Annotated in this window: 1 pseudogene; it reads right to left on the bottom strand. The window is 44.2% G+C overall.

Features of this window, described 5'->3' with window-relative positions:
- Nucleotides 1–417 (bottom strand): annotated as a pseudogene (locus AC1DSE_RS36155) (alkaline phosphatase family protein); the annotation flags it as partial.
- Nucleotides 418–633: the final 216 nt, after the last annotated feature.

Below are 633 nucleotides of genomic sequence, written 5' to 3'. Positions count from 1 at the left end.
GTATACGAGAAGAGAAGAGACAAGCTCAGCATCCGGCAAAGAAACTTTATGTACGCCGAGATTATCTTCAATAATACCGGAGTTAATCGGACTCCAGCTGCTAAAGGAAGCAAGCTTAGCCTCTGGCTGTTGTTCTCTTACTAGTCGAAAGAGGGAAGGAAAGGGAGAATCACTCGGATAGGATAGTGTTGCCGCCTTCTCATTATTTAATTTATGCTTGTCAGGCTGTACCCCATGAAGCACAGATCCCCAACATTCTGCACTGATCGTCGGCATTTCCGCCTTCGCATCAAAGGTGTAGGCTCCACGTGGAAGCCAAGCATCTAGATTTGGTGTGTCTGCTTGCTGCACGAAATTACCCGCACCATCCATTCCAAGAATAAATACCCGCTGTACAGCCTTAGTTTGCTTCATCATCTTTCACTCCCTCATATCAAATTTCTCGTGAAGGACGCGTCTTCCATTAATAGGAAACGGCACGACCAGTTCACGCTTTTAGCATAAGAGCACCCGTTATAACCGTCAATATCCTAATTCATGCTCTGAGACAACTAGTCATTAGCGTGATAAAGATATGTCATTATTATAGTAGTTCACTAGATTAACAGCCCACTATAATGAGAGACAGAGAAC

The organism is Paenibacillus sp. 01L418, from assembly GCF_056400045.1.
This window is presented reverse-complemented; position numbering and strand designations above follow the sequence as displayed.